Annotated in this window: 30 protein-coding genes; 4 read left to right on the forward strand and 26 right to left on the reverse strand. The window is 40.6% G+C overall.

Translation table 11 applies throughout. The features are described 5' to 3' along the window. Positions 1 to 63: 63 nt before the first annotated feature. The 3 genes from F935_RS12645 to orn form a co-directional block, all read right to left on the reverse strand. Entirely contained in the window at positions 64 to 867 is an 804-nt protein-coding gene (locus F935_RS12645) for an enoyl-ACP reductase FabI (protein ID WP_035366526.1), read from the reverse strand. A gap of 137 nt (positions 868 to 1,004) precedes the next feature. Continuing rightward, positions 1,005 to 1,736 carry a Bax inhibitor-1/YccA family protein gene (locus F935_RS12650; RefSeq protein WP_016139271.1) on the reverse strand — a complete coding sequence of 244 codons (732 nt, stop codon included), beginning with the start codon at positions 1,734 to 1,736 and terminating at the stop codon, positions 1,005 to 1,007. Between the two features lie 154 nt (positions 1,737 to 1,890). Beyond that, positions 1,891 to 2,457, reverse strand: a complete 567-nt coding sequence (orn, locus tag F935_RS12655; protein ID WP_004794671.1) for an oligoribonuclease — start codon at positions 2,455 to 2,457, stop codon at positions 1,891 to 1,893. A 124-nt stretch (positions 2,458 to 2,581) separates the two neighbouring features. Between orn and rsgA the strand changes: the two genes are divergently transcribed. From rsgA to secB, 4 genes are all read left to right on the forward strand, one after another. Beyond that, positions 2,582 to 3,643, forward strand: coding sequence for a ribosome small subunit-dependent GTPase A (gene rsgA / locus F935_RS12660; protein ID WP_016139273.1), 1,062 nt, complete (start codon positions 2,582 to 2,584; stop codon positions 3,641 to 3,643). A gap of 98 nt (positions 3,644 to 3,741) precedes the next feature. Next, a complete protein-coding gene (locus F935_RS12665) occupies positions 3,742 to 4,158 on the forward strand; it encodes a rhodanese-like domain-containing protein (RefSeq protein WP_003654928.1) in 417 nt (138 codons plus the stop codon). Positions 4,159 to 4,169: 11 nt separating this feature from the next. Next, on the forward strand, positions 4,170 to 4,427 hold the full coding sequence (gene grxC / locus F935_RS12670; RefSeq protein WP_016139274.1) for a glutaredoxin 3: 258 nt from the start codon (positions 4,170 to 4,172) through the stop codon (positions 4,425 to 4,427). Positions 4,428 to 4,454: 27 nt separating this feature from the next. Continuing rightward, complete coding sequence (secB, locus tag F935_RS12675; protein ID WP_016139275.1) at positions 4,455 to 4,907, forward strand: protein-export chaperone SecB; 453 nt, start codon at positions 4,455 to 4,457, stop codon at positions 4,905 to 4,907. Between the two features lie 57 nt (positions 4,908 to 4,964). Here secB and F935_RS12680 read toward each other — a convergent pair whose 3' ends face one another. The 23 genes from F935_RS12680 to F935_RS12790 form a co-directional block, all read right to left on the reverse strand. Next, complete coding sequence (locus tag F935_RS12680; RefSeq protein ID WP_016139276.1) at positions 4,965 to 5,633, reverse strand: 4'-phosphopantetheinyl transferase family protein; 669 nt, start codon at positions 5,631 to 5,633, stop codon at positions 4,965 to 4,967. A 24-nt stretch (positions 5,634 to 5,657) separates the two neighbouring features. After that, entirely contained in the window at positions 5,658 to 6,092 is a 435-nt protein-coding gene (locus F935_RS12685) for a hypothetical protein (RefSeq protein WP_004794675.1), read from the reverse strand. An 11-nt stretch (positions 6,093 to 6,103) separates the two neighbouring features. Beyond that, positions 6,104 to 7,330: a beta-ketoacyl-ACP synthase gene (locus tag F935_RS12690; protein WP_016139277.1), complete on the reverse strand. Its 1,227-nt coding sequence runs from the start codon at positions 7,328 to 7,330 to the stop codon at positions 6,104 to 6,106. After that, entirely contained in the window at positions 7,330 to 8,055 is a 726-nt protein-coding gene (locus F935_RS12695) for a 3-ketoacyl-ACP reductase FabG2 (protein ID WP_016139278.1), read from the reverse strand. The genes F935_RS12690 and F935_RS12695 overlap by 1 nt, the downstream gene beginning before the upstream one ends. Positions 8,056 to 8,078: 23 nt before the next feature. Then, positions 8,079 to 8,504, reverse strand: coding sequence for a hotdog family protein (locus F935_RS12700; RefSeq protein ID WP_016139279.1), 426 nt, complete (start codon positions 8,502 to 8,504; stop codon positions 8,079 to 8,081). Next, a complete protein-coding gene (locus F935_RS12705) occupies positions 8,504 to 9,706 on the reverse strand; it encodes a beta-ketoacyl-[acyl-carrier-protein] synthase family protein (protein WP_016139280.1) in 1,203 nt (400 codons plus the stop codon). Before F935_RS12705 ends, F935_RS12700 begins: the two co-directional genes overlap by 1 nt. After that, positions 9,703 to 10,248 (reverse strand): DUF3261 domain-containing protein, encoded by a 546-nt coding sequence (locus F935_RS12710; protein ID WP_016139281.1) that lies wholly within the window; start codon positions 10,246 to 10,248, stop codon positions 9,703 to 9,705. Before F935_RS12710 ends, F935_RS12705 begins: the two co-directional genes overlap by 4 nt. 2 nt (positions 10,249 to 10,250) lie before the next feature. After that, positions 10,251 to 11,546: an NAD(P)/FAD-dependent oxidoreductase gene (locus F935_RS12715; protein WP_016139282.1), complete on the reverse strand. Its 1,296-nt coding sequence runs from the start codon at positions 11,544 to 11,546 to the stop codon at positions 10,251 to 10,253. Between the two features lie 29 nt (positions 11,547 to 11,575). Further along, complete coding sequence (locus F935_RS12720) at positions 11,576 to 13,891, reverse strand: MMPL family transporter (protein WP_016139283.1); 2,316 nt, start codon at positions 13,889 to 13,891, stop codon at positions 11,576 to 11,578. Further along, positions 13,866 to 14,495, reverse strand: a complete 630-nt coding sequence (locus F935_RS12725; RefSeq protein WP_016139284.1) for a LolA family protein — start codon at positions 14,493 to 14,495, stop codon at positions 13,866 to 13,868. The genes F935_RS12720 and F935_RS12725 overlap by 26 nt, the downstream gene beginning before the upstream one ends. Continuing rightward, complete coding sequence (locus F935_RS12730; protein ID WP_003654902.1) at positions 14,495 to 14,923, reverse strand: acyl-CoA thioesterase; 429 nt, start codon at positions 14,921 to 14,923, stop codon at positions 14,495 to 14,497. The genes F935_RS12725 and F935_RS12730 overlap by 1 nt, the downstream gene beginning before the upstream one ends. A 9-nt stretch (positions 14,924 to 14,932) precedes the next feature. After that, positions 14,933 to 16,468, reverse strand: a complete 1,536-nt coding sequence (locus F935_RS12735; RefSeq protein WP_016139285.1) for an HAL/PAL/TAL family ammonia-lyase — start codon at positions 16,466 to 16,468, stop codon at positions 14,933 to 14,935. Between the two features lies 1 nt (position 16,469). After that, on the reverse strand, positions 16,470 to 17,396 hold the full coding sequence (locus F935_RS12740) for an LpxL/LpxP family acyltransferase (protein ID WP_016139286.1): 927 nt from the start codon (positions 17,394 to 17,396) through the stop codon (positions 16,470 to 16,472). 2 nt (positions 17,397 to 17,398) lie between these two features. Beyond that, positions 17,399 to 18,139 carry a glycosyltransferase family 2 protein gene (locus F935_RS12745; RefSeq protein ID WP_016139287.1) on the reverse strand — a complete coding sequence of 247 codons (741 nt, stop codon included), beginning with the start codon at positions 18,137 to 18,139 and terminating at the stop codon, positions 17,399 to 17,401. A 2-nt stretch (positions 18,140 to 18,141) separates the two neighbouring features. Further along, positions 18,142 to 19,800, reverse strand: a complete 1,659-nt coding sequence (locus tag F935_RS12750) for an ApeI family dehydratase (RefSeq protein ID WP_016139288.1) — start codon at positions 19,798 to 19,800, stop codon at positions 18,142 to 18,144. Positions 19,801 to 19,809: 9 nt separating this feature from the next. Continuing rightward, on the reverse strand, positions 19,810 to 20,364 hold the full coding sequence (locus F935_RS12755; protein WP_016139289.1) for a COG4648 family protein: 555 nt from the start codon (positions 20,362 to 20,364) through the stop codon (positions 19,810 to 19,812). Next, the gene (locus F935_RS12760; protein ID WP_080649511.1) at positions 20,361 to 20,615 is read right to left on the reverse strand and encodes an acyl carrier protein; all 255 of its coding nucleotides are present in this window, start codon (positions 20,613 to 20,615) and stop codon (positions 20,361 to 20,363) included. Before F935_RS12760 ends, F935_RS12755 begins: the two co-directional genes overlap by 4 nt. A 5-nt stretch (positions 20,616 to 20,620) precedes the next feature. Next, positions 20,621 to 20,881, reverse strand: a complete 261-nt coding sequence (locus F935_RS12765; protein ID WP_016139290.1) for a phosphopantetheine-binding protein — start codon at positions 20,879 to 20,881, stop codon at positions 20,621 to 20,623. Position 20,882: 1 nt separating this feature from the next. Continuing rightward, a complete protein-coding gene (locus F935_RS12770; protein WP_080645605.1) occupies positions 20,883 to 21,686 on the reverse strand; it encodes a lysophospholipid acyltransferase family protein in 804 nt (267 codons plus the stop codon). Continuing rightward, complete coding sequence (locus tag F935_RS12775) at positions 21,671 to 22,285, reverse strand: beta-ketoacyl synthase chain length factor (RefSeq protein ID WP_016139292.1); 615 nt, start codon at positions 22,283 to 22,285, stop codon at positions 21,671 to 21,673. Before F935_RS12775 ends, F935_RS12770 begins: the two co-directional genes overlap by 16 nt. 195 nt (positions 22,286 to 22,480) lie before the next feature. Then, complete coding sequence (gene der / locus F935_RS12780; RefSeq protein WP_016139293.1) at positions 22,481 to 23,890, reverse strand: ribosome biogenesis GTPase Der; 1,410 nt, start codon at positions 23,888 to 23,890, stop codon at positions 22,481 to 22,483. 185 nt (positions 23,891 to 24,075) lie between these two features. After that, positions 24,076 to 25,221 (reverse strand): outer membrane protein assembly factor BamB, encoded by a 1,146-nt coding sequence (gene bamB, locus F935_RS12785; RefSeq protein WP_016139294.1) that lies wholly within the window; start codon positions 25,219 to 25,221, stop codon positions 24,076 to 24,078. Then, a complete protein-coding gene (locus F935_RS12790) occupies positions 25,221 to 25,919 on the reverse strand; it encodes a YfgM family protein (RefSeq protein WP_016139295.1) in 699 nt (232 codons plus the stop codon). The genes bamB and F935_RS12790 overlap by 1 nt, the downstream gene beginning before the upstream one ends. Positions 25,920 to 25,931: the final 12 nt, after the last annotated feature.

Raw genomic sequence — 25,931 nt, forward strand, 5'->3', positions numbered from 1 at the left:
ACCAATTAAAAAAGCCGTAGTCCTTCAACTACGGCTTTTTTATGGCTGAATAAATTTTAAAACTTATTCATCATCCATCATAGATTGGCTCATACCTACAGTATTGAAACCAGCATCTACATATAGAATTTCACCAGTAATACCTGAAGCCCATGGCGAACAAAGGAATAATGCTGCATTACCCACTTCGTCAATGGTCACATTACGTTTTAACGGAGCAACTTTTTCATTAGCATCTAACATCTTACGAAAAGATTTGATACCAGAAGCAGCCAATGTACGAATTGGACCTGCAGAAATCGCGTTCACACGAATACCGTCAACACCCAAGCTTGATGCCAAGTAGCGAACACCCGCTTCTAAAGAAGCTTTTGCCATGCCCATAACGTTATAGTTAGGCATAACGCGCTCAGAACCTTGGTAAGTCAAAGTCAATAAACAACCTTGGCGAGCTTGTAACAATGGTTTTGCAGCGCGAGCCATCGCAATAAAGCTGTATGCGCTGATGTCATGAGCAACTTTAAAACCATCACGGTCAGTCACGTCAGTAAAGTCACCATCAAGCGTATGTGCAGGAGCAAAGCCAATAGAGTGAACTACGCCATCAAGACCGTCCCAATGTTTTGCAAGTTCTGCAAATGCATTGTCAATTTCACTATCAACTGCTACATCACATGGAAACACAAGCTTAGAACCGAATTGCTCAGCAAAGTCATCCACACGTTTTTTTAATTTTTCGTTTGGATAAGTAAACGCAAGCTCTGCACCTTCGCGGTGTAATGCTTGGGCAATACCAAAAGCAATTGATAATTTACTAGCAACGCCTGCAATCAAAAAGCGTTTACCTGCTAAAAGTCCTTGTGTCATGCCGATCTCACTCAAAACAATTTCAAGCATAATGCCAATATTCAACGTTTTTCGAAATTGCATAATGCATCTTTTTTCAAAAATCGCACGAAAAAAAATCGCTCCTCATAAGGAGCGACTTCTAGGTGAACACAATCTTAGTCGTCAGATAACAAACCAATCAAACGTAAAAATGAGATATACATCCAAACTAAAGTTGAGAGTAATGCAATTCCACACAGCCACTCCATAAACTTTGGAGCACCGTAAGCTGCGTTGGTTTCAATTAAATCAAAATCTAAAATCAGGTTAAGTGATGCAATCACAGCAATAAATGCAGCAAAGCCAATGCCTAACCAGTTACTTTCAAAAATATAAGGAATGCTTGAACCAAACGCTAAACGCATGATCATCTGCACAATAAATACAAGAAAAATAGCCAGAGATGCAGAAATCACAACTGACTTAAATTTTTCAGTTGCACGTACAATCTTGAATTTATAGAGACCAAACATGACTAATGTTGTCACGAAAGTGGCAAGTAAGGCCTGTAACGGTACACCTGGGTATTTCATTTGAAAAGTAAAAGAAATACCACCTAAAAATGCGCCTTCAAAAAGTGCATAAGGAATTGCCAAGGTCGGTGCAGTGGTTGGTTTAAATGTGGCAATCAAAGCTAAAACCAATCCACCAATTGCACCAACAATTGAAGCGGCGTAAGCAATACCAACATTTGCAGTAAAAGCTGCGTATAAAAATAAAGCAATGCCCACAGTCGCTGCAATGACTGTCAGCATAATAGATTTTTGAATCGCACCTTGCACAGTCATCGGTTGACTATAGTCACTGACCGTTTCAACACGGGTCAGTATCGGGTTATTACTTTGCATAAATGCTCTCTTTTTATAATAAAAAATTTAAAACATCATTTTAAGCAAAATGAATATGAAAGCCAAATCAAGCGATCGGCATTATTGTAACAATCCCCTTTAAACAATAAAAAAGGAGGCAATAGCCCCCTTTCATATCACGCGGGCAAAATTATTAATCTTTACCGTCAGTGTTCATGATAAAGAAATATTCACGGTAGTATTTCAACTCAGAAATCGAGTCACGAATATCATCCATTGCCAAATGCGATGCATTCTTTTTCAGACCGCTCATGATTTCAGGGCGCCAGCGTTTTGAGAGTTCTTTTACCGTAGATACATCAAGATTACGATAGTGGAAATACTGCTCTAGTTCAGGCATAAGACGATGTAAGAAACGGCGATCCTGACAGATCGAGTTACCGCACATCGGTGAAACTTTTGGATTAACCCATTTTTTTAGGAATTCTAAAGTCTGTAACTCAGCATCACGAGCGGTTAATTTGCTGCGACGAACTCGTTCAACCAACCCAGATTGCCCATGTTGGCGAGTATTCCACTCATCCATTGCATTTAAAATACGGTCAGGCTGATGAACGGCTAAAACCGGACCTTCGGCAAGTACATTTAAATGATCATCTGTAATAATTGTTGCGATTTCAATAATTTGGTCATTATCGGTATCTAAACCGGTCATTTCCAGATCAATCCAAATTAATCGTGTATTTAAAGTACTGCTCATGTATGTACGTTCTAAATGCCGTAAAAACATCAATAGTAGCAAATTTCTTGCATCTGCGCTGTAATTCTATAGCCGCTTCATGCTATTTTTGCCATCTTCAAACAGTGGTTTTTTTGGGATATGAATGGCTTTAATTCGTAAGCGTCGTTTAACTGAACAACAGCAACGTCGTATTGAAAAACAGCACAAAACTCGCCAAGAAGAGGCAGATACTTCACAAGATCTGGACGGACTCGTTGTACAACATTATGGCCGCCAACTCGAAGTACAGGCACTCTCCGTACCTGAGCATCACCCAGAAAAACCTCAAGTTGCCGAAGGAGAGCCAGAACCTTTCTGGAAACCTATCGAGCTCAAAAGCGTATGGCGCTGTCATACTCGAACAAACCTTGAGTTACTTGTGACTGGTGACCGAGTTAAATGGCAAGCTGACCCAAACACGGGTTTAGGCATTATTACTGCTATTCATCCACGCAACTCGTTGCTTACCCGCCCAGACCGTTATCACAAGGTTAAACCAGTTGCAGCAAATATCAGTTTGATTGTAATTGTATTTTCTCCCCTTCCTGAGCCAGCTCCGACATTAATCGACCGTTATTTAGTAGCTTGTGCAGACGCTAACATTCCCGCACTTTTAGTCTTAAATAAATCGGATTTGCTCACTGAAAATGACCCAATTCTTACCCTATTAGAAGAATATAAAACTTTGGGTTATGAGGTGATGATTTGTCAGTCTAAACAGGGAGATATCTCTGTTTTATCTGAACGTTTAGATGGTGAAACAGTAGCTTTCGTTGGACAATCGGGTGTAGGAAAAAGCTCTTTAATTAATGTGCTTATTCCAGATGCAGAGCAGAAAACAAATATTATTTCTGAAAACTCTGCCCTCGGTCAGCACACAACAACATCTACACGTTTAATGAATTTCGGTAAAAATGGTGCGTTAATCGATTCACCGGGAATTCGTGAGTTTGGACTTTGGCATCTTGATTTAGAAAAAATTCGTATGGGCTTTCCAGAAATTGAAGCACATTTGGGTTCTTGCCAATTCCGTAATTGTACCCATACTCATGAAAAGAACTGTGGGTTAAAACACGCTGTAGAATCTGGTGAAATTTTACCACGGCGCCTAGATAGCTTTTTGCGTTTAAATGATGAGATTCAAGAAGCACAGCAAAAAAACTAATTTTCTGTCCGCTTTGCCCTTGAAGTGGTGATTTTGATCACCATCTATATACGCTATACTCTAGGTCAATTTTGTTTTTAATTTTTTTTAGGTGACTTGTGGAACGCTGGTTAGAGTTTATGGGGAATCACCCCATTTTGTTTGGTACGCTCGGAGTCTTGGTCGTGTTGTTCTTCATTTTCGAAGGTCAACGTAACGGTCGTAAAATTTCACCACAGTCGCTTGGTATTTTAGTGAAAGCAAAAAATGCCATACTCATCGACTTGCGCGATAGTAAAGATTTCCGTGAAGGTCATATTAGTGGCAGCCGCAATATTCCTTTCAGCCAAATTGCAAGTCATGCTGATGAATTAAAAGCAAGTGAGCGTCCATTAGTATTTATTTGCAACCTCGGGCAAGTTGCTGGTAGTGCTTTGCAAAAAGTTGCTCACCATGACAGCTATCGTCTTGATGGTGGTATTAGTAACTGGAAAGCACAAGGCTTACCTCTTGTTAAAAGCAAACCAAAAGCTTAAGGAGAATTATTATGACTGCAAATGTCATTGTTTACTCAACTTCTGTATGCCCGTATTGCGTTCGTGCTAAACAGTTACTTGAGCGTAAAGGTGTTGCTTACAAAGAAGTAAATCTTTCTGTTGAAGCACCAGAAGTACGTGTTGAATTAATGCAACGTACTAATCACCGTACTGTCCCACAAATTTTTATTAACGATCAGTTTATTGGCGGTTTTGACCAACTTTACGCTTTAGAGCGTGAAGGTAAACTTGACGAATTATTGGCTTAACATCGCATCCATATTAAGGAAAAAACAATGAGCGAAGAACAACAAGTTCAACCACAATTAGCTTTAGAGCGTATTTATACAAAAGATATTTCTTTTGAGGTTCCTGGGGCGCAGGTTTTTACTAAACAATGGCAACCTGAACTCAATATCAATCTTTCTTCTGCTGCAGAAAAAATTGATCCAACTCATTTTGAAGTTTCTTTAAAAGTTGTGGTGCAAGCCGATAACGACAACGAAACAGCGTTCATTGTAGATATCACTCAATCAGGTATTTTCTTGATTGATAACGTTGAAGAAGATCGCTTACCGTATATTTTAGGCGCTTATTGCCCAAATATTTTGTTCCCGTTCTTACGTGAAGCGGTAAATGATTTAGTGACTAAAGGTAGCTTCCCACAGTTACTTCTTACTCCAATCAACTTTGATGCAGAGTTCGAAGCGAATATGCAACGTGCTCAAGCTGTTGAAGGTCAAGCTTAATTTTATAGCTTGCTTTAAACTAAAAAAACCGCGTAATTCGCGGTTTTTTTATATGTGCTATTTGGCGGACTCACCATCAAGTGAATGAAGCTGAATAGTAGGAAACTGAAAACCACGGCAAGATAATTCTGAGCGCCATGCCACTGTTAGCATCATATTGCCTACAACGAAGTTTTGATAAGCAAATGTCCCAATAAGTGCATGAGAACATATTCCGCCACGGTCTGTAGGATGTGCTTGGGTATTTAAAGTATTTAAATCTAGGCGGATGCCGAGACCTGAAGCTTTTAGAACAGCCTCTTTAGTTGTCCAGACTTTAAACCAATATTCTCTGTCTTGTTCTAGACTTTGCCATGTTGCATATTCATCGGGATGAAATGCATGCTGAGCTAATGCTTCCAAACGTACTTTACGATCTAGGTCTTCAACGTCTACGCCTATATCTTTAACCTGCTGACTCATCGCTAAAGCATAATATTGTTGGCTATGAGAGTGATTAAAATCGAAATCGTGATTCAATAAATATGGTTTGCCCTGCTCATGCTTTGCAAACGCTAAATCCGTTATTGTAATTTGTAATTTCTGTGCTATCAGCTCATTTCTAATATTATGTATTTGCTGTTTTTTATAATGATTAAATGTGCGAAAGTCTGGGAAATCTTGTTTAGATTTTAAAAGAAGCTGGGACAATGTCTGTGTATAGACTTCAATATTACGTTTAGACATTATCCCGACCTTATTTAAAATTAATTAGAATTTAACCACGTCGCCTTTTAAGGTAACACCCGCCATCATGGCACCTTTATAGCAATCGTAAGTCGTGGTACTTGTGGTTTCATTGGCTTTAAAATAGCTCACAATATTGGTAACAGCGTTTGCACCTTGTGCTTTAGCATTGTTTTGCATTTGGATCAGTGCTGAACGCAAAACCCAGTCACAAGACGTTGCTGCTGACTTACCAAAACCATTGGTCTTTTTATTGGTTACCGCATCTTTTTGAATAATTTTACCGCCAGACTTTGTACCCTTTAAATAAAACTTTACTGAACCATCTAAAGTTCCATCTGCAACTGCACGGTCTACAGCTTCTTTAAAATTTAACTGATGTACTTCATCTCCAGCCTGAACAGTGGCAGTAAAACCCGCACTTAGCATTGCTACAAATAAAAGTTTTTTATTTAACATTGTTGTGTTCCTTATTGTTTAACACGTTTAAAAATAAGCGAAGTATTTATTCCGCCAAAAGCAAAGTTATTGCTCATAATAATGTCAGCATCCAAAGTTCTCGGTTGCTGAACGATATAATCGAGATCACCGCACAATGGGTCTATTTCATCTAGGTTTAAAGTTGGAATGAAGCGGCCACGATTCATCATTTCAATGCTCAGCCAAGCTTCAATAGCTCCACACGCCCCCAGCGTATGTCCAAAGTAGCTTTTTAAAGAGCTGATCGGTTTACGCCCCAAAACTGTTGCTGTCGCCTGACTTTCAGCCACATCACCCTGATCAGTTGAAGTGCCGTGCGCATTCACATAAGCGATGTCTTTAGCTTCTACAGATGCATCTTTAAGTGCCAATTGCATACAGCGCCCCATCATCTCGGCGTCTGGTTTTGTTACATGTTGCCCATCGGTATTGCTACCGTAGCCAATCACCTCTGCATAGATATGAGCACCTCGAGCTTTGGCATATTCGTATTCTTCTAAAATTAAACAACCTGCCCCTTCACCAATCACCAACCCATCTCGCTTCGCATCAAATGGACGTGGTGTTTTTTCTGGTTGGTCATTCATGCCACTGGTCGCGAACAATACATCAAAAACCGCTGCACCTGCTGCACTGAGTTCCTCAGCACCACCCGCAATCATGACCTGTTGTTTACCATATTTAATCGCTTCATAGGCTTGACCAATGGCCATAGAACCAGAGGTACATGCACTTGAGGTCGGTAAAGTTAAGCCTTTTAGACCAAAATATACGGTCATGTTCACTGCACTTGTGTGAGCCATCATGCGAATATAGGTTGTTGCATTAATCTTACTCATGCTCTGATGAAGCAACATGCTGGCAAACTCACCTACGGCCTCTACACTACCCGCAGAGGAACCAAAAGCAACACCAGCTTCGCCACTAGACAAAATTTCATGCCCAAGCAAACCAGCATTTTGTAAAGCAGTTTCGGCACAAACTACAGACATAAGCGCTACACGTCCCATCCCACGCGTAACCTTACGGTTAAAATGTTTTGGAACATGGAATGTTTCAACAGGCCCACCAAGCTTGGTCCGAAGGTCAACATATTGCTCCCACTCTGGCATATAGCGTATACCGCTTTTGGCAGCGTCAAATCGAGCAAAGATCTCATCGGAGGTTTCACCTAAAGAGGTAATCCCAGCCATTCCCGTTACAACCACACGTTTCATTAAATGAGCCCCCCATTCACAGAGATAACCTGTCGGGTTATATAAGAGGCTTCGTCTGAACATAAGAATTTTACTACGCTCGCCACTTCATCGACCTGTCCCATGCGTTGCAATGGAATCATTTTAAGCGCATGTTCTTTAACTTCATCGGTGACCATTTCAGTTTCAATCAGTCCAGGGGCTACACAGTTCACGGTAATTTTTCGCTTTGCCAATTCGAGTGCCAAAGCTTTGGTCGCACCAATCAATCCTGCTTTTGCAGCACTATAGTTGACCTGACCACGGTTACCCATAATCCCAGAAACCGAAGATAAGGTGACAATACGACCACCTTTACGCAAATGAATCATTGGCATAACTAATGGTTTTAATACGTTATAAAAACCGTCTAGGGAAGTCGAAATCACTTCATCCCAATCTTGATCGGTGAGTGCAGGAAAAGCTCCATCATGAGTAAGACCTGCATTGAGTACAACACCATAGAATCCGCCGTGCTGTTCTACATCTTGTTCCAAAATCTGTTGAACAGTTTGGCGTTCATTTACATCAAACATTAAATAATGACTATTTTGTCCTAACGCTTGAATCTCTTGTACGACTTGCTCAGCCTCTGCCTGACGCGAACGTGCATGCACAGTTACATCAAAACCAGCCTTTGCAAGTTGTAACGCAATTGCTTTCCCAATTCCTCGACTTGAACCTGTTACTAAAATTCGTCTTGTCACAATGTATTCCTAATTCTTTGTGGTTATTTAAATGGTGTTTCTGTTGGCTCAAATACACTTAACGTTGCCTGAATGCAGTGTTCAGCATATTGAATTTCACAGGAAAATTGCCCAAGTCCTTCATGAAAATATTGTTGTTCTATTTGAATGATCAATCGAGAACCCAAGGCGAAATAAGGGATCGGTAAATTTAACTTACGCGTTCCCAATAAAAAACCGACTTTTGGCGCTTGTTTTGACTGCTGACCTTGCCAGCCTGAATAAGCACTAATCGTTTGTGCCATAATTTCAATGCTTGCCCATGTCGGCAAACCTTCTGCTTCACAAAACATCAGCTCTGGCGTAATCGTGAGTTCTGCTTGCGCTCGCCCTTCTTCAACCTCGGTTAAATGATCAACAAATACCATCGGTTGCTCATGAGGAATATATTGAATTGCATCGAGTTTCATCAGGGCTTCACTCCAAAAACAAGACTAATATTACTTCCCCCAAAAGCGAAAGAATTACTCATGACATAGCGAATGGATTGTTTTAGTTCAGCATCTTGCACATAGTTTTGGTCAGCCAAATCTGGATCAACCTCAACATTTTGATGTACAGGCAACCAACTTTGATCTTTTAAAACTTGCTCACAAATAAAAGCTTCTATGGCACCCGCTGCACCGAGACAATGTCCAGTTTTATGTTTTGTACTACTTAAAGCAACTTGGTAGTCGCCAAAAACTTGCCTTACAGCCTTAATTTCCATTGCGTCATTTTGTGGAGTTGCTGTTCCGTGCAAGTTGATATAACCCACTTCTTGAGCGGAAATATGTGTCATATCTAATGCACGTTGCATAGCTAAAGCTGCACCTTTGCCTTCAGGATGCGGGGCCGAAATGTGCCATGCATCCATAGATTCACCCGCCCCCATTAACATGACGGGTGCGGATGCTTTACTTAAAACAAAGAATGCAGCAGCTTCACCAATATTAATACCATCACGGTTTACACCGCAGGGCTGGCAAACATGTTCAGATAAACTTTCTAGGCTATTAAATCCATTTAGGGTCAACTTACACAAGGTATCGACGCCACCCACCAGCACAACATCGGCTAAGTCTGCGTGAAGTAATCTCTGCCCTGCAGCTAATGCTTTAGCGCTTGAAGAACAAGCTGTTGAAATCGTATAAGCTGGCCCTTCCCATCCTAAGTATTGCTGTAATGCTTTCGCTAAACAACTCATTTCTTGGGGATAGTGGGATATCGATAGATCGGTTTGTCCTTGAAAATATTGCTTAAGTAACAATTCATTATCTGCAATACCAGAAGTAGAGGTGCCCACCACAATGGCCAAACGTTTATTTTCAAAGGATGCCGTATAGGCTTTTAACTCTATTTCAATTTCAGATAATGCGGTTAATGCAAAACGTAGATTACGTGAATCTACAGACTGTAAAGCATCAGGTACGCTCGAACATAATGGATGCGTATATTGTCCCACCCAAACATCACGATCAGCGATTAAATCATTACGCAAACTTAAGGTTTGCTGCGGCTGTTGTAATGCTTGTTTAATTTGATTAAGTTCGCAGCCTAATGCAGATAAACCAACACTAAATTGTATGCCTACTGCCATTGGAGCTGCGTTTTCTGAAGGTAAATGTTTCATTGCGTAGGACTTTCTTCTGTCTGCAAGGTGTTCTCAATCGAACTCAGCGTCATGGTATAAGGGACTTGTTCATTAATCAATTCAATGCTTCCTTGCCCTTGTTTAACCTGCAACACAGGCTGCTTTTCAATATAAACAATCTGCTTGTCTGCTTGTTGTTTCATCTCTACAGCTTGCTGCCCTAAATGCGAAAACTGAGGGTATGTCGCAAACAAAAGGTCACGCACCACAAACTCAAAAGGCAATAAACGCATTTGATCAATACGCTGTTCAACATGGACCCAATGCCCATCAAACTGTAACTTAAATAATTGTTGGCCTGTCAGGCTTAAAGCGACCATATCCAGTACAGCACCCTTTTGCTGTTGATATAACAAGAAGCTAAAACTTTGCTGCTTCCACTGAACTTCAACCTGATCTTGCCGTTGATAAGTCTGAGCCTGCCATAGAGGACTTTGCAGTCCTTTGGCATGTGGCATGACCTGACAACCATTTAAAAATATAAAGCTACTGAGTAATATCGTTGCCCATTTGCGTTGCATGGTTATCCCTCAAGTACCTGTTCTTGCGCCAAGCCTTCACGACAATATTCTGCCAAGGTGCTGAGTCTACGTTTGGCATTTTTATGGATTGGATTTTTTTCATCCCATGCATAACCAGCCAATAATGAAGAAATCATACGGCGAATACCTTCATTCTGATTTTGCGAGAACACCACATCTTGGAACTCACCTTCGTACCATGACTCAACATAGGCACGAAATACCTGAATGCCGCGGCGTAATGGTTTTTCATATTCTTCTAACCAGTCGACTTGCTCACCTTTTAAAACTCGTTCAACTAAAGGAACCGCCAAACTTGAAGATTTAAGCGCAATCGTCACACCTGATGAAAAGACTGGATCAAGAAACTCACCCGCATTACCTAATAGTGCATAGTTGCGGTCTGCCAAATGTTTTACATTCGCTGAGTAGCCCACCAAAGTACGCACTGGTGTATCAAACTTTGCACAGCGCAAGACATGTGACAAACTTGGCTCATCGGCTAAAATGCGTTTGAACATTGCCTCAGGCTCATTATCTTCAGCATTTTCAACTGTGTATTTATCAAAAAAATCTTGTTCTGCAACGATACCAAAAGAAGCCCGTCCATCTGCAAATGGAATCAGCCAATACCATGCACGGTGATCTTTTTCATGCACCGTAATTAAAATTTTATTGCGGTCAAACTCTGGGTCATCTGTAATTCCATCTTCAATATGGGTAAACAGTGCACGTCGTACTGGAAAATTTGATGGGCTCTCTAAATCTAATAACTTTGGCAAAATTCGCCCAAAGCCACTCGCATCTAATAAAAACTTAGTTTGAATCTGATAACGCTGTTGTTCTTCATCTATTACAGTAAGTACAGGCTGTTCAGATGCAACATCCACATCTAAGACTTCATGTCCGAAGCGTATATCGGCACCATAAACTTGAGCCTGTTTGGCAAGTAAATTGTCAAAATCTGCACGGCGAACCTGCCAAGTAGTCCCCGGACCATCCGTAAATTTTTCTGTAAAGTTATAAAAGCTATGTTGTTTGCCGCGTAAAAAAGCGGCCCCATTTTTAAATTGAAAAGCATATTGCTCGACATGCTCACGGACTGTTTCTAATAAACCAGCTTCTTCTAAAAATGCCATAGATTGAGGTAGCAATGACTCACCAATCGAAAAACGAGGAAAATACTGTTTTTCAATGACCGTAACGGTATAGCCTTTTTTTCGAAGAAGTGCAGCAGCAGAACTACCTGATGGCCCAGCCCCAATAATCACGACGTCAATTTTTTCTATAGTGCTCATAGCACAATTTCCTTTTTAATTTATTCAAATTATGAATGGTCTTTTAAATTTACAATATGTTTTTCATCTGCGGGGGTTAACAAAGTCGCATAGATAAATGAGAAGATAACCCCAAATAAAACCGTTAAACCAAAACAATGAATTGCATATGTATGGCTAAATGAAAGTAATCCAAAGCCGAGTAAGGTCGACATCATACATAAAAATAATGCCATTCCAACTACTTGCGGGTGATCATGTCCATGTCGATAAAAAATTGCATAGTCAACTCCAATCCCAATAATCAGAAAAGTCGCCATAATGCTAAACAAGTTAATTTCTACACCTAACCATGCCTGAACAGCAAAAGTGCTCAGTAATGCCAAGCTGACTGGTAGGACCAAAGGTACAATCGAACTTAATCCATAAATAAGCGCTAAACCAACCGCCAGACCAATTAAGGCATAAATCAGAAGATGTTGAGCCTGTACTCGATGTTCAGCAAACATTTGCGACATTTCGCTAATCGGTTGCTGGAAATGTATTTGATCATTCTGAAGTTGCTTTAACACGTCAGGTTGTTTTACCCCTGTCACCATGACTAATCGTTCATTGGTTTGAGGCTGTAAAAAAGCTAAAGGGTGACCTTTAAATACTGAAAAATCTAATAGTGGTTGTGTCGCCAGTTGCTGTTGCCACTGTAAAACGTCATTAACATTTAGCCCCATGCTTTGGGCATATTGCTGCAAAGTCGCTTTTGGAATATTTTTTAAAAGTTGTACATTGTGTTGCTGCTCTGCCAATGGTGGAATCCATTGTCCCAGAGCTTGAAATGCACTGATTTTTCCGCTTGTTTGTAACTGTCGCAAGTGTCCAATCAGTTTCTGCTCTTGTTGCTGCATTTCATTTGCAGAAGCTGCTCGTACTACAAAATAATCACTGCTTTGTTGCTGGCCAAATTGTTCACGAACCGCTTGGTCTTGCTGTTTTAAGCTCGCGTCCATACCTTGTAAATTACGAATATCATCGTTACTTTTAAGATAGAAAAGACTCGCCGTACCTACTGCTAAAATGATTGCAATCAAGCTATAACGTATCTTCGCTCGCTCTTGGAACCATAACCGCGCTTGTCCAATCCACGACAGTGCTTTTATTGCTGGCTGGGCATTGAGTGCAGGTAATCTTGGTAATAGTAGAACACTACTGATCCACGCCGCAGTTAATCCTACAATTGAAAAGACCGCAATCTGCTTAAATCCTGGAAATGGAGTAAAACTCAAAAAGATGTAAGCAACCAATGTGGTCATTAGGCCCATGAACAAGCTTGGCAATAATGGTTTTAAAATCTGGAACCCACCAAGCTTTCTATGCTGCGATTGCATCGCCATAAAATAAAATGAAAAATCGACACAAACACCAATTAGACTCGCACCAAAGACCAACGTCATCAGGTGAATTTCACCAAACACCCAATGGGTGACTGCAAATGCTACAAAGCTGCCAGTCGAAACTGCAATAAACTCGGTCACCAAAGGTCGCAGTGAGCGAAAGCCAAACCAAACCAGAAAAATTAAGCCCAATGTTGAGCCAACACCAATGGTTGAGATTTCCTGTTTGGCCGATTGCGTCCCAAAATTTGAAAACAAAATAGTTCCAGTCCAATGAGATTTTAATCCCATTGCAGCTAACTTTTGCTTAGTTTGCTCAATCCAAGTAGAGGTCTTTTCTTGATAATCAATATTGTATGGGCTTTGCGTCAACTGTAATACGAAAAGCCGAGAAATGCCTTGCTCATGATGAATGGTGGCAAAGCCCTGCTCCATTTCAATATCTTGTTGTGACGGCGTTGCCAACTGCATGGCATAACGAGGGAACAATAACAGCGGGTCTTGCTTAAGTGACTCAGCAGTGACAGGCATACCTGGACTCATCATCTGCATCAGACTTTGTTCAGCCAGCGCCTCGTAATCCTGTTTTTGCAATAAGGCTTGATCTTGCGCACCCAACAAACCTGTTCGATGTTGATACAACTGTTTTGCAAATTGATCAAAATCAAGTTGTGGTTTGAGCGGTTGCCATAACGCACTTTGCTTAGCTTGTGCTGTTAGAAACTCGGTGGCGTATTGTATCGCAGCTTCATCTTTGGCATCTACCACCACAAATACTTTATTGTTGAGTTGCTCATTCATGTACTGCTGAGTACGTGCAAGTTCTGGGTCTTGCTGAACTTTAGGCAATAACGCAAAAATATTAGTTTGAATATGAATATCTTTATTCAGCCACGTCACGCCAAGCCCCACTGCAATGAGCAGCAGAGCAATTAACCAAAGCGCGGTGAACTTATTTTGCCAATTGGAAAATCGCATGCTCAGCAGCCGTTAGAGTCATCGGTTGAGAAGTCTGGTGACTAAAGCGAATAGTCGTTAAATTATTCGCTTTCTCGGTAATCACGATTTGGTTGACATACTGTTGCCCTTGAGCATCAACACGTACAAACAGCTTTTTAAACAAGCTACTTTTCGGAGTTAAGCTCATGCTCCAACCCGCTGGACTATAATTCGCACTTACCACATTAAAATTCTTTGCCAAAGCCTGTTCATTACCAGACATGAGCTGTAAGAATAAAGTCGCGACCGAACTATATGGCGATTGATCAACTTGTATTTGGCTAAATGTACGCTGAGTTTTCTGTACCAATTTGGTTGGGGTAACAATCAAATCTGCCTGCACAGGACGTTTGATTTGCCACGCTACACCATAAGATTTTGAGAACAACAAAGAGCCGTTGGATACAAAAGTTTTATTCAACGATGGCAATTTTTTTTGCTGCTCAAAATCAGCACGAACCGTAGGAGACTGTGACAGTTGCTGAAAAATTTGAGTGATCTGTGTTGGCGCTGCATAGACTGCACTTAAACTGCTCATCCAAACAGCAGCACCTAAACCTAAAGTTTTGATGAATTGAGACATCACGTATTCCTCTTCGGTTGAAACTCAGACCATGCATTTAAGCGATCAAATAAAACCTGTGGCGACTGGAAACACATTTCACGAGCTTCAATATTCACCGCTACCTGTGTGGTATAACCCTTGGTTAAACGTTTCCCTGACTCAGCATCAAAAATCAAATAATCAATTTTCAAACGGTTTTCCCATTCTTTTAAAATGGCCCGAACCCGAATCTTTTGTTCAAACTCGATACCGTATGCATAGCGAACATGGCTTTCAATCACAGGCCATGCATAGCCTGATTCTTTCATCTGCATATAGTTGTAATGAAATTGATCGAGCAATTTACAGCGCGCAATTTCAAAATATTTTAAATAGTGCCCATGCCAAACCACATTCATGGTATCGACATCATGAAATGGAATTTCAATGATTACATCTGCATGCATTGGCTCACCTTATCCCATAAATTCTGGTTGATTAAACAATTCAAGTTGGTCTAAACGATCAACAATATGTTGTAATTCGGTTTGTAATGGTCGGTCTTCTTCGACAAATGCAAAGCTTTGTAAGGTCCATTGCATAAATGCTTGTAATGTCGGACTTAACTGTGTGGTTAAACCTTTCAAATGAATTGCCTGCACACTCGCGCAGCAAAGTGCTGCAATGACTTGCTGTGTTAAGGTAATTACGCGGCTCGCATCACGGGCAGCAATGGTTCCCATGCTGACTTTGTCTTGGTTATGACATTCGGTTGAACGTGAAAAAATTGAAGCTGCCAAAGTGTTTTTCAAAGCTTCAGCCGTCCACGCCGACACTCCGATTTGTACCGCTTTAAAACCATGATTCAATGGTAAACGTTCAGCCGTTGCACCCGTTAAATTACGTGGTAAACCATGATTCATTTTATGATCGACCAATTGTGCAATCTGTCTGTCCATCAGATCAGCAATATTGGCAATCATAATTTTTAAGCTATCCATTGCTTGTGCAATGTGTCCACCGTAAAAATGACCGCCATGCAATACACGCATACCGACTGGATCAATCAGTGGATTGTCGTTACTTGAATTCAGCTCATTTTCAGTAAACTGACGCAACCATACTTTTGAATCTTCAAACACACCAATAATATGCGGTGCACAGCGCAACGAATAACGGTCTTGCAAACGTGGACTTTGATGTGCTGTTTGTACTTCACTGTTCAGCCAGTCACGTAATTGCTTGGCAATTTTCTGCTGTCCCGGATGCGGTTTTTGTGCAAACAGTACTTCATCAAAATGACTAGGATTACCTTCTAAAGCCAATACATTTAGAGCAGTAATTAAAGTACTTGCAAGTGCAATTTGCTCTGCTTTTTTATAGTTCAAACAAGCAATTGCCGTCATCACTGCTGTGCCGTTCATGAGCGCCAAACCTTCTTTAGGTCTAAGCGTTAAAGGCTGCATATTCTTTTCAGCATAGACTTGAGTAACAGGAACAATTTGTCCATCGACATAAACATCACGCTCACCGACTAAAGTTCCCGCAATATAAGACAACGGCGTTAAATCGCCACTTGCCCCGACTGAACCTTCAGATGGAATGACTGGAATTACATTTTCATTCAGCAACCAAACCAAGCGCTCAAGTAGTGCTATCGATACACCCGAATAACCGCGAGCCAAAGAACATAACCGTGTCACCACTACTGCACGTGCAGTGATGACATCTAAATTTTCACCTAAACCACAACCATGAAAACGTGAAAGATGCAGCGGTAATTCATTAACCTGATGTAATGGTACTTCAACCAAACATGAGTCACCATAACCCGTGGTCACACCATAGATAACGCCTTCTTCTTCAAGTAACTGATCGAGAAAATCAGCACCTTTTTGAATCAGTTCACGCCACGAAGATGATTCAGGTAAAGTCACCTGACATTCGCCTCTGGCTACAGAAACGACATCTTCAATACTCAGTGGTTGTTCACCTACGGTTAACACACGCATGTTATTTCGTCCAAAAATTATAAAAATTAAACCATTGATAAGGGGCACGCATGCAATGCTGTTCTAATATAGCAACATAAGTTTTAGTTAAAGTTTGCATGCCTTCAATCCGATTAGCGCGGGGTAAATTTACCTGCTCGGCAATTGAATGAATATGCACTTGAAAATGCTGCTGCATGCGGTAGCAAAAAACTGCAATAACAGGCACTTTGAGTAAGCTTGCCAGAATCCATGCCCCTTGCGGGAAAGCTGCTGACTCCCCTAAAAAATCAACATGCTGTACACGATCTGACTGCACAGGGACTCGATCTGCCGCCACAATGACCCACTCACCTTGCTGCATTTTATCTTGCAGCAACATCGCGGTTTCAATACCCAACTCATCGACTGATAAAAGACAGACATCCGCCTTATCATTTAGTTTTTTCAAAAAATCATTAAATTTTGTCGCGTGCTTTTGATAAACCAGCACGTTAATTTTCTGTGGATGCTCAGACTTAATGGCTCGAAGCAATTCAATATTGCCAAAGTGAGAGACAACAATAAGAGCGCCTTTTTGATAATGCTGCGAGAAGTTTTCATGTCCAAAAACTTCTAGATTTTGCTCGGAGATATGACCTAGCCAACCTTCAATCTTATCTAAAATACATTCGCCAAATTGCATAAAATGCGCATAGCTATTTGCCCACGTTGGCTGGTGGTTAAACGGCGACTGTGCTCCAGCAAAATGATGCAGTTTACTTAAATAAAGTAAGGAGGCCTGTCTTGCTGTGACAGCAAATAACCAGTACCACATAATGACAAAGTACATCACCAACTTGCATAACCAACGTCCACCAAAACGGTAAAACCACAACACGAGCATAAGGGGCAACATGCCTCCTCGCTCCTTAATATCGTTCCATTTTGGAGAGGCTGAATCTGTCATAATTAACCTTGAAGCTTTTGCTTTAACAGCTTAGGTAAACGAATCAACATACCCATAAACAAAGTTGCATGTGCTTTACTCAGGCCTAGGTTATCTCGCCAAGCATGAAAATGAGAGATACCCTGCTCTGGATAAACCACAGGTGTTGGTACATTAATAAAAGGGGTATTTTCCCATTTTAAACGCACTAAAATTTCACTATCAAAGCCCATACGTGGCTGGAATTTAGCGCTATTCAATACCTTCATTGTGCTTTCAAGCGGGTACACGCGAAACCCGCACATGCTGTCTTTAATTTCAAAAGACAAACTATTTAACCACACCCAAAAATGGGTGATGTAACGACCATATAAGCGCTTTTTAGGAATAGAGGCATCAAAGTACGGCTGACCAATCACCATTGCATCTGGATGTTGTCGAGACTGCTCAATAAATTTTGGAATATCATCCCAGCAGTGTTGACCATCTGAATCGAGTTGTAATGCATGACTTAAATCAAGCTGATGAGCTGCACGTAGTCCAGTCATGACTGCCTGACCCTTACCCTTATTCACCTCATGTTCAATAAGATGAATTTGAGAATATTGCTCTGCCAATCCTTTTAAAATTTGGCTACAAGCATCATCACTGCCATCATTGACCAACACAATCGGTAAATCAAAACCGTCCAGATAAGAAATCAAATCTGCTAAATAATGTGGATGATTATAAACTGGGATAACAAAGCCATAGTTGGTCTGCATTTTTAACCCTCTACTTCCGTTTGCAAAGCGAATAATAAACGCCCAGAAGCCAAAATCTGTTCTGAATCGCGTAGCTCAAAACTCACTTTATGCTCTTTTCGAGAAAGCTTAAGTTGTACAATTGCATAAGGACGGATCAGGTTTTGAAATTTTAGTTGTTCATAACCCTGACACCAATTTAAGTCCGACCAAATTGATTTAGCAAAATGTTGTAAGAAACCAATCTGCCCAACCCCAGGATAAATCGGTTGTGTTGGAAAATGTCCTTTAAAACAAGCCAATTCAGGTGGAAACTCAAGGCTAAAAATAGAGCCTTCGGAACTGTGTGACTGCGACAGCACCACGGGTTGTAACATCGGCTTAAAGAGAGTCTCTAAATAGCTTTTATTGAGTTTAGACTGCGAGTTCTGCGGTAGCTGACTTAAGAATCGCCATTGACGTGGAATCGCAATCGTTTCCAAGTAATCTTTCAACTGTTGTTTTAAGTGACCAACAAAAGCAGACTTACCTAGTTGCTGTAACTGTGCTCGAGCTTGTTCTGTCAGAACGACAATACAACCCAATATTTGACGCTGCTCATGTTCAAGTACCAATACATGACATTGTTGGACCGCATCCAAAGCTCGAATGCTTTGCTCGATTGCATCTAGACTCAAACGCTTTTCTTCAAGTTTTACAATTCGATCTGTACGCCCCATCAGCTTAAAGGTCTGACACATTTCATCTGTCCATGCTGCGCCATCACCTGTGGTAATCCAATCATTCTCATAAGCATGATTACTCTTGACCATGAGGTGTTGCTCTTCAATCCGAATAGCTACATTACTAAAAGCAGTCCAAGCATCTTCATCTTTAGCGCGATGGGCAATACCACCAGTTTCAGAACTTCCTAAAACTTCAATAATCGGACGATTTAATAAAGGACGAACACCACTTTCCAGTTTGCCACCAGAACTAAAAACCATCTGGCAGTTTTGTAAAATAACATCGGTTGTCCAGCGTTTTAATAATGCAGGACTTGAGATCAAATAATTTCTAAAACCTAGTGTCTGTAGTTGTTTTTGAGCTTGCACAACATCTTCAGGAAATGCCATTTGAAGCACATAAAAACTTCGACCTGTAGCAAGTGGTAGCAGTAATTTAAACAGTAATCCATAAATATGTTGATGACTGACCGTTGCAATCGCAATTGCATGTTCATCAAAACTAAAGCTTTGGCTTAACCCTTGAACTTCGTTGAGTAATTGTTTGAGTGTTCTTGGGATTTTTTTAGGTTCACCAGTTGAACCTGATGTATAAAAATAGAGTTGCGCCTGCTCTAAAAAAGCATCATCCAAGGTTAAAGATAAAGGAACAACTTTTTCAGTGTTTTGGCGCTTTAAAAAATAAATCTGCTGTGCTGCAAATTGCTGCTCTAGTTCACGTACTCGATTGGGTGGTAAAAGTATTTGCTTTTTCGCGAGCAGAGCAGCAAAGAATAAGACCAGAAATTCATAGCTATCTGCTTCCCATAATGCCCAAGTTAAATTTTCCATTTGAGCAATTGCAGCAGCTTGTAAGGCCACGTCCTGCCAAAATTGAGTAAAACTGGTCGAATGCAAAGCACTATCTATACAAAGTGGCTGAACTGAATCGATGAATTTCTGAAAATGACAATGCATAGTTTTTAATTAATGATTTGAAGAATGTAAACGCTGATGTCGCTTACGCAAAATAAATTCACCAAGGAACAAAATGCCCATCAGCACATAAGAAATAAAGCCATTATAAATGACCCAAACCTGCATTGAAGTAAAAAGTACAGTGGTCAAAGCAATTAATGCATTACACAAAAAGAAAACACACCAGACTTTAGTCACCTGTCTGGTCCACTGCACGCCAGAAGCAGGTAAATCGGGCTCAACGAGCCGGGCAAAGCGTTCAATCATAGACGGTGGCTTGATGAGTGTCAGCGCAAAAATAATTAATGCACCTAAACTCATACCGACTGGATATAACTTTAACCAAGCATGATTATGTGACAATAAACTTAGACTGCCACAAACAATGGCAAAACCAGTTAAAGGCCATAATAACGAGTTGCCTTTACCAAAAAGTCTGACGACACCCAACCCGATGAGTAATAGGCTCACCCAAATGAATTGACCGTGTGTCAAACTCCAACCCACAATAAAGGGATACAGCACAAAAAGTGCTGCAACTATCCCTTTAAGAATAAATTTCATTCAGCAGTCATGTTCTGGATTACCGTCACAACATCGAGTACGGTTCTTACATTTTTAAAGTCTTCAGGCTTTACTTGTTTGCCCGTTAACTCTTTAATTTTTACAACTAAATCAACCGCATCAATACTGTCGACATCAAGGTCTGAATAAAGGTTCGAATCAAGTTGAACAGACTCTGGTTCAATTTCAAACAAATCTTCCATCCATTCGCGGAGTTTAGTTAATACTTGTTCTTGAGATAACATCATCACGCTCCTTATGACTTCTGTTGTGCTTTAACTAAAGCAACCAAACTCTGGATTGATTTAAAATGCTGTTTGGTTTCATCCGACTCTGCATTTAAATGAATGTTGTAACGCTTTTTTAAAGCCAGTCCCAACTCAAGTGCATCAATCGAGTCTAATCCTAAGCCTTCTCCAAATAATGGAGCTTCTGTATCAATATCCGCAATAGTGATATCTTCTAGTGCCAAAACATCAATAATCATTTGCTTTAGTTCATCAGCAAGATTGCTCATTTCAAGATAACTCTTCATCAAAAATTTTATAAAAACTACGACTTAACTGACGAACTTGTTTAGGTCCTACTGTTAAATCATCTAACAAATCTGATACCTGTACAGCATCTAAAACCTTGACCTCGATATGAAAGGGTTGAGATGGTACGTGGTACCATTTTTCATTCTTGGTTAATGTCGATGGTGTGCAGGTAATAATTACTGGGCGAATTGGTACATTTGCACGAATGGCAATGTTGGCTGCACCACGCTGAAATTCGTTTAGGGTCATCCCTTTTTCAGTGCGCGTTCCTTCCGGAAAAATTAAAAGAGAAGCCGAATTATTTTCTTTCAGACGCGTCACACAGTCTTCAACAAATTGCTGAGAGCCAGCGTTCAAAATATAACCCGCACTTTGTACAGGTCCTTTGGTAAAAGGGTTTGACCAAAGAGACTGCTTCACTACACAGTTAGCCTGCTGCATCATACCAATTAGTACTACAACATCAATCAAACTCGGATGATTGGCGATGACTAGCTCTTGACGACTATTCTGTAGCTTTTCCAAACCTTCTACCGAATAAGTCATGATGCCCAGTTTGACCATCATTTCAGTAAAGCCTTTAAAGCTATACTTAATCACATTCTGTGCACGTTGCTGACGCTTTTCAGAGTCAGAGGTTGTGGCATTCAGTACTGGTGCAATGACGGTGGCAATTGCCATACCACCCAAACCGAAACTGGCAAAACTAAAACCAGTTGCAGCTACACGCCAGCAATAATTACCTTTTTGTTTCAGTTTTTTAAGATTTAGCATTTGTTCCACCCAAATGCAGATATTAACTGGTCAGCATCCTGCCAAAAATGAGCAAAAGTAGGACCATCTGCTTCATCTGTATGCGTCCACGCAGTAATTTGTAAATTAGGTTGCTCTAGAGTAACGACCGCAGCCATAGCATAAGCAGGGAAATCGACTGCCTCAGCATAAATGGAAGGTAAAGGTTCATCATAAGCAACGACTAATACCCGCTGGATATCTTTCATTGACTTTAAAAGTGCATAGGCTTCAATCAAACTTTCAGTCCATGAACAGCTTAGGCTAGTAGATGGCGTATCATCCTGACATAAAATAGAATAAAGCCCAGAAATTGCATTATGGACAGACGTTGAAAATTGTGTGGGTGATGGCGTTTGCTCACTTAAAACGTCTTTCAATATATTCAACGTTTTAAACTCGTCACCATATCGTGACACCCAAACAATATAATCGGCTTTACTACCATTTAATGCACCAAGCGCGCTGTTCAAAGCAAGTTTAGCCAATGGCGATAACCGTCTACGCTGCATAGCTGGAATACAGTCAAGGGCTGTATATGAGGGCTGAGCATGTGTAAATGCAAGCTGAGCAAGATGTAATGTTACCATGCTAAAAGTGAACCCTAAGCAGCGTTATTCTGTCGGAATATAAATTATTTTATAAAGATGCTGATTATAGCATTCGTTATGAAATTTACAAAAAATTACGTTTATCACTCACATTTTTTCATAACTCTTGGCACAGCTCATTTATTTGCAATAAAAAACCCAAAGAAAACTTTGGGTTTTTGAACTTTAAAAAGCTTAACGTTTAAACTTTTTCTCAGCTTTTTTGAATTTCTGTACATAACGACGTTTACGTGCCGCAACGCGCTCATCCACTTGTGACTTACGTCCTTCAAATGGGTTGTCCGACGTTTTAAAATCGACACGCACTGGCGTTCCTTCCAGTTTGTAAACTTTGCGGAACACATTCTCAAGGTAACGACGATAATCCGCTGGGGTTTTATCGACTTTATTACCGTGAATTATGATCGTTGGTGGATTTTGTCCACCCATATGCGCATAACGCATTTTAATACGTTTACCACCCACCATTGGTGGCTGATGTGCATCTGTAGCATCATTCAAAATTTGGGTTAATTTCGCAGGTGAAACTTTTAAATGTGATGAGTCATAAGCACGATGGATGGATGGGTACATTTCCCCTACACCAGTGCCATGCAATGCCGAGATTAAATGAACTTTCGCCCAAGGAATAAAGTCAAAACGACGATCAACATCCAACTTACACTGTTTACGATCGTATTCAGTCATGTTGTCCCATTTGTTAATGGCGATCACCATGGCACGACCAGCTTCAAGCGCGTAACCAATCAAATGTAGATCTTGTTCAACTACGCCTTCACGAGCATCCAACACCACTACAATCACATGTGCATCTTTAATTGCTTGTAGTGTTTTCACGATTGAGAATTTCTCAATCATTTCATCAACTTTACCTTTACGACGCACACCTGCTGTATCAATAAGGGTATATTGACGACCATCACGTTCAAATGGGATGTAAATCGAGTCGCGCGTTGTTCCTGGTTCGTCAAATGCAACCACACGGTCTTCGCCCAGTAAACGATTGACCAAAGTCGATTTACCCACATTCGGACGACCAATAATCGCTAAACGTAAGCCTGTTGCTTTGTCATGTTCTTCTGGATTTTCATCTTCAGGTACGTCTACTAAGACATCCTCAAGCATTTGCTGTACACCACGACCATGGCTGGCAGCAACTTGTAGGGGTTCACCCATACCAAGTTTGTAGAACTCAACCAACGCAGCTTCTGCATGAACACCATCAACTTTATTGGCAACCAAGTAAACTTTTTTACCCAAAGTACGCAGCTCACGTGCAATTTGTTCATCTGAAGCCAATAAGCCAGCACGGGCATCAACTACAAAAATGATAATATCTGCTTCATTGATCGCCGTTTTTGACTGCTCGGCCATGTAGTTATCAATACCACCTTCATTTTCACCAATACCGCCAGTATCAACAACAATGAAAGACTTATTCTGATAAGTTGCATCACCATATTTACGGTCACGAGTCAGGCCCGCAAAGTCGGCTACAAGTGCATCACGACTCTTGGTAATCTGGTTAAATAACGTTGATTTTCCGACATTCGGACGACCAATGAGCGCAATAACGGGTTTCATACAATAACCTTAATTCAAGACCTGCCATATCTCATGGCATGAGCATTAAAAACAGTACAGGAGATATTTTTAAGGTCAGAGATGACCATAATAAAAGACGGGGCTTTGAACTGATTTAATTCAAACACCCCGATATTTTAACAGCATAATTTGTTAAGCGCTTATTTTAGCACAAGCGAACGAAATTAACGATTCTGCCAAATACTTAAATCGCCTTTTCTGGTCGAAACATAAAGTTGATTTTCGATAACACGTAATGTATTAACTTCACCACTTGTTTTTGAACGACCAATTAATTTACCTGTTGCCGGTTCAACAAGATGCAATACGCCATCTAAATCACCTACAACAAGATCTTGTCCTAGCACAACTGGATTACTTAAATGACGGTTTAACAAACTATCATTTTCCCAGATTTTTTCACCAGATGCTAAATCGTAAGCTGTTAACTTACCATCTGTTGAAGATACAAATACTTTGTTGTCATAAACTTCTGGGCGTTTAGTACTGCTCGAATCTTCACTCCAAACTACACGTTGAGAAGCAAGATCGGTAACAGTTACTTGACCTTGAAAACTGGTCGTTACCATAAACTGTCCAACTACAGTTGGATCGCCATCGATATCAATTAAACGTTGAATATCAGAACGACCTTCGCTCACTGCAACACGACGTTGGAAACGTGGAATACCACTAATCGTATCAATTGCATAAACATACGCATTGGCAGATGCAATTAATACAGTACGAGGATCAAGGCTCACTGGTGATGCCTGACCACGTAAACTAAATTGGACATTTGGTAATTTATAAGCCCAAACTTGTTGGCCCGAAGTAGCATCATGCGCAAACACAGTACCATCATTCGCAATGGTAATAACGCGTCCAGATTGAACCAATGACGGGCTTAACAATGCACCCGATAACTGTGCAGTCCACTTCTGTTCGCCTGTTGCCTGATCTAGTGCAAAAAGTTGCCCTTTACTATTACCAACAACAACAATTCCTTCAGCAGCTTCAACACCAGAGCTCAAGCCTAATTTGCTGACTTTCTTTTCCCAAATGCGTTGTTTACCACGATATGCAGCGACTTCACCTTTTGGATCAAGAGTGAAAACCACACCATCATTTGCATCAAGTTGCAAACGTAATGGATCAGCCTTATCAGTAGAAGAAACACTACGCGAAAACACTGGCGTTAAGGTCTTTTTCGACTCGGTCAATTTCGGTAGCGGATTAGGTTTTACTTCTTTTACTTTATTACTCGAACATCCCACCAGTACAGCCGATGCGATTGCAATTGCCAAAGGCAGTTTGAATTTCTGATTCATTAAGACTCTTCCACCTGTGTTTCCAAAATTGGGCGCTCAATCTGTGGATCTTCAACTAAAACGCCAACACTTTCGAGTTTAATTTGTAAAATTTGTCGCTCTTGTTTACGTTCTAGTAACGTATTCCAAGCTGCCTGATACGCTTTTTTAGCAGAATCAACATCTTTCTTAGCAACAAAGATATCGCCACGTAACTCTTCTACCGTTGCTTTAAATGCAGGATCGACGTTACCAGACAAGGTTTTTAATGCTTCATCATATTTGTTTTGTGCCAATTGTGCATCTGCTAAACGCAATTTCACAACCTGAATCAAACCTTCATCTTTTACTTTTGAATTTTCAACTTTTTTTAATGCTTTTTCAGCAGCAGCATAATCCTGTTTTTCATAGGCTAATTTTGCTAATACAAACTGAGTCTGTATGGCCTGAACAGAATCGATATCATCTTTTACAATTTTATCTGCCGATGCAGTTACTGAGCTTAAGGCATTAGGATTATCAGCACTCGCATTTGCATCATCCATTAACTGCTGTACTTTTGCAGTTTCGACTTGGCTAGTTGCCAAATTCTTTTTTTGCCAGTATGTCCACCCAAAAAAGGCAATCAACGCAATGAGAATTCCGCTAATCATGGCAGAACCATATTTTTTGGCGAACGACTTTAAGCTGTCGAATTGTTCTTCATCACTTACGCTCATGTGATTGTCCTT

It is taken from the genome of Acinetobacter calcoaceticus ANC 3811 (assembly GCF_000399665.1).
GTDB lineage: Bacteria > Pseudomonadota > Gammaproteobacteria > Pseudomonadales > Moraxellaceae > Acinetobacter > Acinetobacter calcoaceticus_B.